Annotated in this window: 7 protein-coding genes; 6 read left to right on the top strand and 1 reads right to left on the bottom strand. The window is 67.9% G+C overall.

Features of this window, described 5'->3' with window-relative positions; all coding sequences use genetic code 11:
* Window positions 1-55 precede the first annotated feature (55 nt).
* Window positions 56-1,423, bottom strand: a complete 1,368-nt coding sequence (locus ABD231_RS39555) for a lytic transglycosylase domain-containing protein (protein ID WP_344164724.1) — start codon at window positions 1,421-1,423, stop codon at window positions 56-58.
* A gap of 245 nt (window positions 1,424-1,668) precedes the next feature.
* On the opposite strand from ABD231_RS39555, the gene hemL reads away from it, so the two are divergent.
* Genes hemL through ccsB form a run of 6 tightly spaced genes read left to right on the top strand, consistent with a single transcriptional unit; the run spans window position 1,669 to window position 7,531 of the window.
* On the top strand, window positions 1,669-2,988 hold the full coding sequence (hemL, locus tag ABD231_RS39550; protein ID WP_344164721.1) for a glutamate-1-semialdehyde 2,1-aminomutase: 1,320 nt from the start codon (window positions 1,669-1,671) through the stop codon (window positions 2,986-2,988).
* A gap of 37 nt (window positions 2,989-3,025) precedes the next feature.
* Window positions 3,026-3,649 carry a histidine phosphatase family protein gene (locus tag ABD231_RS39545; RefSeq protein WP_344164852.1) on the top strand — a complete coding sequence of 208 codons (624 nt, stop codon included), beginning with the start codon at window positions 3,026-3,028 and terminating at the stop codon, window positions 3,647-3,649.
* Complete coding sequence (locus ABD231_RS39540) at window positions 3,649-4,215, top strand: redoxin domain-containing protein (protein ID WP_344164849.1); 567 nt, start codon at window positions 3,649-3,651, stop codon at window positions 4,213-4,215. Before ABD231_RS39545 ends, ABD231_RS39540 begins: the two co-directional genes overlap by 1 nt.
* Before the next feature lie 4 nt (window positions 4,216-4,219).
* Window positions 4,220-4,963, top strand: a complete 744-nt coding sequence (locus tag ABD231_RS39535; protein WP_344164718.1) for a cytochrome c biogenesis CcdA family protein — start codon at window positions 4,220-4,222, stop codon at window positions 4,961-4,963.
* 1 nt (window position 4,964) lies between these two features.
* A complete protein-coding gene (gene resB, locus ABD231_RS39530) occupies window positions 4,965-6,551 on the top strand; it encodes a cytochrome c biogenesis protein ResB (RefSeq protein ID WP_344164715.1) in 1,587 nt (528 codons plus the stop codon).
* Complete coding sequence (ccsB, locus tag ABD231_RS39525; RefSeq protein ID WP_344164712.1) at window positions 6,548-7,531, top strand: c-type cytochrome biogenesis protein CcsB; 984 nt, start codon at window positions 6,548-6,550, stop codon at window positions 7,529-7,531. Before resB ends, ccsB begins: the two co-directional genes overlap by 4 nt.
* Window position 7,532 lies beyond the last annotated feature (1 nt).

Raw genomic sequence — 7,532 nt, 5'->3', positions numbered from 1 at the left:
GCGTCGCCAGGCGCGCCTAGGGAGGGGTGGGGGCAGGCGCGCCGTCTGGGGGGGATCAGCCGCCGAGGCCTCCGCCGAGGAGGAGGCCGAGGAGGGAGAGCAGGTTGCGAATGACGCCTTCGACCGCCTTGGTGCCGCCGGTTTGGTAGGCGGTGACGCACTTCTGCAGTTGGGACTGGGTCGGCTTGGTGATGTTGGCCTTCGTCATCTCCGACTGGCAGTACGTCGTTGCCTTCGACAACTCGGTGACTGTGCTGCCGACCGTGCCGACGATCAGGCCGACGGCGGTTTGCAGGGTGGCCACGCCGGGAGGCGGGGGCTTCGGCGACGTCGTCGGCGGCTTCGGGGACGGCGTGCCGGGTTCGGTCGGCTTGGAGGTCGGGGGCTTGCTGGCCGTCGGTTTGCTGGTCGGCGGCTTGGTTGTGGTCGGCGGGGTCTTGGTCGGGTTGGTACCCGGCTTGCCCGGCTCCTGCACAGGGGTCGTGGTCGGGACGACCGGCGGGTAGGTCTGCTGGTCGGTCGCCTGCGGGAGGTTGTGGTCCGCGGGGGCGTCGATGTTGGGGTTGTCGATCTGGTCGCCGGCGCGATCGACGCCCTGGTTGCCGTCTTCGGTGCCGTTGCCGACTGCGATCCAGCTGCCGGTCGCGTACGCCTTGGCGATGTTCATCACCAGGTTGGCGTAGTCGGTCGAATGGTTGTATCGCAGCAGGGCCTTGGTGAGGTCGCTCGCCTTGGCCATGTCGGTGTTGCCGGAGCAGAGGTAGACGCCGGTCGACATCGCCGCGTCATCGATGTCCTGCGGGTTCCGGATACCGTCGCCGTCACCGTCGACACCCATCGAACGCCAGGTGCCGGGGATGAACTGCATCGGCCCGACCGCGCGGTCGAAGGCGGTGTCGCCGTCGAACGCACCGGCGTCGGTGTCGCTGATCTTGGCGGTCTTGAGTCCGTCCAACCGGGGCCCGAAGATCCCTGGTACGGCGACTCCCTTGCTGTTCAGCATGCTTCCGCCGAAGCGGCCGTGGTTCGACTCGACGCGACCGATCGCGGCGACGAGTGTCCACGGCAGATGGCAGGTCGGATCGGCCTGCCCCAGCAACTGCTGGGTCCGCGAGTACGCCTTCAGTGCCGCCTTCGGAATGCCGTTGCGGGACAAGCCGGACACCACTTGGTTGGCCGGCTCGCCCGGTTCGACACCGTGACCCACCACGCCGGGCACCGGCACGTTGGCCGGTTCGGCGATCGGGGTGTTCGGTACGACGACCGAGTCCTTACCTGACAGTCCTTGTTCCAGCGACGCCGTGGCGACCGCCGGATCGTCGGTTGCGCTGACGGTGAACGCGCTCGCGAACAGCGCCAGCGGAATGAGCGGCGCAACGGAACGCCAGCCGTTTCCCGTGGCGCGGCGCTTGCCCTTCGCCATCGATGATCCCCTCCGTGACTCATCGACCTGCTCAGCCCCACGCTGCGAACAGGTCCTTCGTCGTTGCCGGTCAACCGTCGCAATAGGTACAACGTCCGCCCCGTTGCGTGGGTTACGCGCCGGACCTCGACCGTGTACGTGCAGTCACCGGGTACCCATACTGGCCCGTAACAACGCCCCTGTGAACCCCCTGGGAGCGCCAATCCTGCCGCCCGCCCACCGGATGCACTGGTCTGTAGAGAACAATGGCCGTCGTGCCCGACCACACAGAACAGTCCGCCGCGCTCTTCGACAGGGCCTCCGCTGTCACCCCGGGTGGAGTCAACTCTCCCGTCCGGGCGTTCCGCGCCGTCGGCGGCGTGCCGCGCTTCATGACTCACGGTGACGGAAGTCACATCACCGATGTCGACGGTAACCGCTACCTCGACCTGGTCTGCTCCTGGGGCCCGATGCTGCTCGGCCACGCGCACCCCGAGGTGACGGCCGCCGTGCAGGCCGCGGTCGCCCGCGGGACGTCGTACGGGACTCCGACCGAGCCGGAGGTGCTGCTCGGTGAGGAGATCGTCGCGCGTACGCCGGTCGACAAGGTGCGGCTGGTTTCGTCCGGGACCGAGGCGACGATGTCGGCGCTCCGGCTGGCCCGTGGGTTCACCGGCCGCGCGAAGATCGTGAAGTTCGCCGGTTGCTACCACGGTCATGTCGATGCGCTGCTGGCCCAGGCCGGCTCCGGCGTGATCACGCTCGGTATCCCCGGTACGCCGGGTGTCACCGAAGCGACCACCGCCGACACGATCGTCCTGCCGTACAACGACCAGGCCGCCGTCTCCGCCGCCTTCGCCGAGTACGGCGACCAGATCGCGGCCGTGATCACCGAGGCCTCGCCGGGCAACATGGGTGTCGTTCCGCCGCGGGACAACTTCAACGCGTTCCTCGCCAAGACCTGCACGGACAACGGCGCGCTGTTCATCTCCGACGAGGTGATGACCGGCTTCCGGATCACCAAGTCCGGCTGGTACGGCGTCGACGGCGTTCGGCCCGACCTGATGACGTTCGGCAAGGTGATGGGCGGCGGCTTCCCGGCCGCGGCGTTCGGCGGCCGTGCCGACGTGATGGCCCACCTGGCTCCGGAGGGCTCGGTCTACCAGGCCGGGACGCTGTCCGGGAACCCGATCGCCACCACTGCTGGTCTGACCACGCTGCGGCTCGCGACCGATGAGGTCTACGCAAAACTCGACCAGACGGCGCTCACCATCCAGGAGCTCGTGAAGACCGCGCTGGACAAGGAAGGTGTGCCGCACGTCATCCAGGCGGCCGGGAACCTCTTCAGTGTCTTCTTCGTGGAGTCTGAGGAGAATGCCGTCATCAAGAACTTCGGTGATGCGGGCGCTCAGGTGCTACCGAGGTTCGGTGCGTTCTTCCATGCGATGCTGGACGGCGGGGTGTACCTGCCGCCGAGCGCGTTCGAGGCCTGGTTCGTCAGCAGCGCGATCGACGACGACGGGCTCGCCGAGATCGAGTCCGCCCTCGCACCGGCAGCCGCGGCAGCGGCCGCCGTACAGAACTGAAAGGCAAGCAGTGACCGAAACCACGGTCGTGCACGTGATGCGTCATGGCGAGGTGCACAACCCGACCGGCGTGCTCTACGGCCGGATCCCTGATTTCCACCTGTCCGATCTCGGCCGCCAGATGGCCGACCGGGTGGCCGAGCACGTCAAGAACCGCGACATCGTGCACCTGGTCAGCTCGCCGCTGGAGCGGGCCCAGGAGACGATGGAGCCGATCGCCAAGACCTTCGGTCTCACCCCGGACATCGACGAGCGGGTGATCGAAGCGGCGAACCTGTTCGAGGGCAAGAAGTTCGGCGTCGGCGACGGCGCTCTGAAGAACCCGAGCGCCTGGTGGTTGCTGCGCAACCCGGTGAAGCCGTCCTGGGGTGAGCCGTACCAGCAGATCGTCCGCCGGATGCGGGACGCGATCGAGACCGCCCGGCAGAAGTCCGCCGGGCACGAGGCCCTGATCGTGTCGCACCAGCTGCCGATCTGGATCGTCCGGTCCGCGATCGAGGGCCGCCGGTTGTGGCACGACCCGCGGAAGCGGCAGTGCAGTCTGGCCAGCGTGACCTCGTTCACCTTCCACGGTGAGTCGATCGTCTCGGTCGGCTACTCCGAACCGGCCAAGGACCTGCTGCCGGTGAAGAACCCGAAGAAGTTCGTCGGCGGCGCGTGATGAAGTTCCGTCGTACGGCGTTCCTGATCGCGGGCGTACTGCTGGTTACCGGGTGCACGACCGGCCAGCAGTCGGCGCAGAACCGCGAGGGCCAGTCCGGTTTCGTCAGCGGCAACGGCAACGTGTCGGTGTTCGCCAAGGGCGACCGCAAGCCCGCCCCGACGCTCAGCGGCGACACCCTCGACGGCAAGAAGTGGACGCTGTCCGACCAGCTCGGCAAGGTCGTCGTCCTGAACGTCTGGGGTTCCTGGTGCCCACCGTGCCGCCAGGAGGCCCCGGACTTCGTGAAGGCCGCGGAGGAGCTCGGGACGTCGGTGCAGTTCGTCGGACTGAACACCCGCGATCTCGACCCGGCCCCGGCCCGCAGGTTCCAGCAGGAGTTCAAGGTTCCGTACCCGAGCATCTACGACCCGTCCGGCAAGGCCGTGTTGCGGTTCCGTGGTCAGATCTCGCCGAAGGCGATCCCGACCACGCTCGTGATCGACAAGGAAGGCAAGGTCGCGGCCCGCGCGATCGCGCCGATCACCAAGGACACATTGCTCGGCATGGTCAAGGACGCTGGTTGAGCTGATGGGTCAGTGGTTCGCCGACGCCATGACGGGCTCGATGCTGGTGGCACTGCCGATCGCGGTGCTGGCCGGCACGATCTCGTTCTTCTCACCGTGCGTCGTACCACTGCTCCCCGGCTACCTGTCCTACGTGACCGGGCTGTCGGCGGCCGAGCTGGGCTCGAAGCAGCGCGGCCGGATGCTTGCCGGTACGGCGTTGTTCGTGGCCGGGTTCTCGGCCGTGTTCATCCTGACCGGGGTGGTGTTCGGCAAGGCCGGTGATCTGCTCATCGATCATCAGGGCCTGATCACCAAGGTGCTCGGCGGCGCGACCGTCGTACTCGGCCTGGTCTTCCTCGGTGGAGTGGGCTTCCTGCAGAAGGATCTGCGGGTGCACCGGGTTCCGGCGGTTGGGATCGCGGCCGCGCCGTTGCTCGGCATCCTGTTCGGCTTCGGCTGGACACCTTGTATCGGGCCGACGCTCGGAACCGTGATGACGCTGGCCACGACCGAAGGCAGTGTCGGCCGCGGAGCACTGCTGGCCGGCGTGTTCAGCCTCGGGCTCGGCATCCCATTCATCGTTGCTGCGCTGGCGTTCCGGCGCATGCTCGGCGCGGTCGCGTGGGTGCGCAAACACCAAGTGCTGGTGATCCGGATCGGCGGCGTACTGATGATCACCGTCGGCGTGCTGTTGCTGACAGGAGTGTGGGATGTGATGACCGCGGACCTGCGGCAATGGGTGGCCAACTTCGGGTCGGCGGTGTGAGATGACCGAGGTCGAGGATCGGATCGCGGCCGGCTCGAGCCCGGACGGGCGGCCGGACCTGCCGGCGATGGGGTTCAAGGGCTGGCTGCGCTGGACCTGGCGACAGCTGACGTCGATGAAGACCGCGCTGGTGCTGCTGTTCCTGCTCGCGCTCGGCGCGGTCCCGGGTTCGTTGATCCCGCAGACCGGGGTCGACCCGATCAAGGTCGCCGACTTCCTCGAGATGCACCCGAAGCTCGGGCCGTTCTACGACAAGCTCGGCCTCTTCGACGTCTACAAGTCGGCCTGGTTCTCGGCGATCTACCTGCTGCTGTTCATCTCGCTGATCGGCTGTGTGGTCCCGCGCCTCGGCGTCTACCTGAAGGCCGTCCGCTCCCGCCCGCCGAAGCCGCCGCGCAACCTGAACCGCCTGGCCGGCTTCGAGACCATCACCGTTGAGAAGGACCCCGACGCCGTACTGGACGCCGCTCGAAAAGAGCTCCGAAGGCGCCGCTTCCGCGTCGAGTCGTACGACGGCGCGATCGGCGCCGAACGCGGTTATCTCCGCGAGGCCGGCAACCTGCTCTTCCACTTCTCCCTGATCCTTGCGCTGATCGGCGTCGCCTGGGGTTCGCTGTTCGGTTACCGCGGCACCGTGTTGGTTGTCGTAGGCAACGGCTTCGCCAACTCGCTGGCCCAGTACGACGACTTCACGTCGGGCTCGGCGTTCGACTCCGAGAACGACCTGCCGCCGTTCGCGCTGACCGTCAAGGACTTCGAGGCAAAGTTCCAGGAGAGCGGTCCGCAGAAGGGTGCCGCGCGCGAGTTCAACGCGGACATCACCTACCAGGAGACCCCGGACGGTCCGGAGAAGTCGTACGACCTGCGGGTCAACCACCCGCTGAAGCTCGACGGCAGCAGCGTCTACCTGCTCGGCCACGGCTACGCGCCGAAGGTGACGGTCAAGGACGGCACGGGACAGGTCGCGTTCTCCGGACCGGCGCCGTTCCTCCCGCAGGACGGCAACTTCTCGTCGTTCGGTGTGATCAAGGCCCCGGACGCGCGGCCCGTGACGCTGGGCTTCGAAGGCTTCTTCCTGCCGACCGCGGTCATCGACGACCTCGGTCCGCGCTCGGTGTTCCCCGACGACCTGAACCCGGCGCTGGTGATGACGGGCTTCTACGGCCGTCCGCAGCCGGAGACCGGGAAGCCGGAGTCGGTGTACCAGCTGGACAAGAACAAGCTGACCCAGTTCGAGAAGGACGGCGACAAGCTGCGCTTCCAGCTCAAGCCCGGTGACAGCCTCACGCTGCCCGACAAGGCCGGCTCGATCACCTTCGACGGGTACTCCCGCTGGGTGAAGCTGCAGGTCAGCCACACCCCCGGGACCGGTCTCGCGCTCGGCGGTGTCGTGCTGATGATCCTCGGCCTGATGGGTTCGCTCTTCATCCACCCGCGCCGTACCTGGGTGCGGGTCCGCGAGGAGGACGGGCGTACCGTGGTCGAGGTCGCGGGCCTGGACCGGGGTCCCGAACGCGGGCTCGGCGACGAACTGCACGCCATCACCAACGCTCTGAAACCCCAACCTGACGCGCAGGAGAAGCCATGAGTCCGGAGAGCTACGCACAGGTCTCCAACCTGCTGATTCCGACGGCCACCGTCATCTACGCGATCGCGATGGTCTCGCACGCGTCCGAGTGGGCGATGGGCCGCGCTGTTGTGAAGGTGGAGTCTGAAGCGCAGGTCCTGGTGACCTCCGATGGACAGCCGGCCTCGGGCGGTACGACCGCCGCGGTCGGCCCGGTTGACCACAACGCACCGTCCGCGCGGATGGCTGCGGCCAGCCGGATCGGCGTGCTGCTGACCTGCCTGGCCTTCGGCCTGCACCTCACCGGTGTGCTGACCCGGGGGCTCGCCGCGGGGCGGGTGCCGTGGGGCAACATGTACGAGTTCTCCATCACCGCGTCCCTGGCGGTCGCGGTGGTCTACCTCGCGTTCGTGCAGCGGTACCGGCTGCAGTGGCTGGGACTTCCGGTCACGCTGGTAGTGGCCGCCGTACTGGGGCTTGCGACGCTCGCGCTCTACACGCCGGCCGGTCCGCTGGTTCCGGCGCTGCACTCGTACTGGCTGGTCATCCACGTGTCCGCGGCCGCGATCTCCGGTGGCGCGTTCACCGTCGGCGGCCTGGTCTCCGTGCTCTACCTGATCAAGGCCCGCGCCGAGCGCAAGGCGCTGGACGGCGGCTCGATGTCGGCCGCGCTGCGCCGACTGCCGAGTGCCGAGGCGATGGACGGTACGGCGTACAAGGTGCTCGCGTTCGCCTTCCCGCTGTGGACCTTCGGCGTACTGGTCGCCGGACCGATCTGGGCCGAGTACGCCTGGGGCCGGTACTGGGGCTGGGACCCCAAGGAGGTCTGGTCGCTGGTCACCTGGGTCGTGTACGCCGCCTACCTGCACGCGCGCGCGACCGCGGGCTGGCGCGGTCGCCGGGCCGCCACGATCGCGATCATCGGCTGGTTCGTTTTCATCTTCAACTTCGTCGGCGTGAACCTGCTCGTGTCCGGCCTGCACTCGTACGCCGGGGTGTGAC

The organism is Kribbella yunnanensis (assembly GCF_039529655.1).
GTDB classification, from domain to species: Bacteria; Actinomycetota; Actinomycetes; order Propionibacteriales; family Kribbellaceae; genus Kribbella; species Kribbella yunnanensis.
The sequence above is the reverse complement of the archived record's forward strand: the minus strand, read 5'-3'. Positions and strand labels throughout refer to the sequence as shown.

Bases quoted from the DNA above. Each gene is read 5' to 3' on its own strand.
- ABD231_RS39555 (WP_344164724.1), bottom strand. From the start codon at position 1,423: ATGGCGAAGGGCAAGCGCCGCGCCACGGGAAACGGCTGGCGTTCCGTT.
- hemL (WP_344164721.1), top strand. From the start codon at position 1,669: ATGGCCGTCGTGCCCGACCACACAGAACAGTCCGCCGCGCTCTTCGAC.
- ABD231_RS39545 (WP_344164852.1), top strand. From the start codon at position 3,026: ATGCGTCATGGCGAGGTGCACAACCCGACCGGCGTGCTCTACGGCCGG.
- ABD231_RS39540 (WP_344164849.1), top strand. From the start codon at position 3,649: ATGAAGTTCCGTCGTACGGCGTTCCTGATCGCGGGCGTACTGCTGGTT.
- ABD231_RS39535 (WP_344164718.1), top strand. From the start codon at position 4,220: ATGGGTCAGTGGTTCGCCGACGCCATGACGGGCTCGATGCTGGTGGCA.
- resB (WP_344164715.1), top strand. From the start codon at position 4,965: ATGACCGAGGTCGAGGATCGGATCGCGGCCGGCTCGAGCCCGGACGGG.
- ccsB (WP_344164712.1), top strand. From the start codon at position 6,548: ATGAGTCCGGAGAGCTACGCACAGGTCTCCAACCTGCTGATTCCGACG.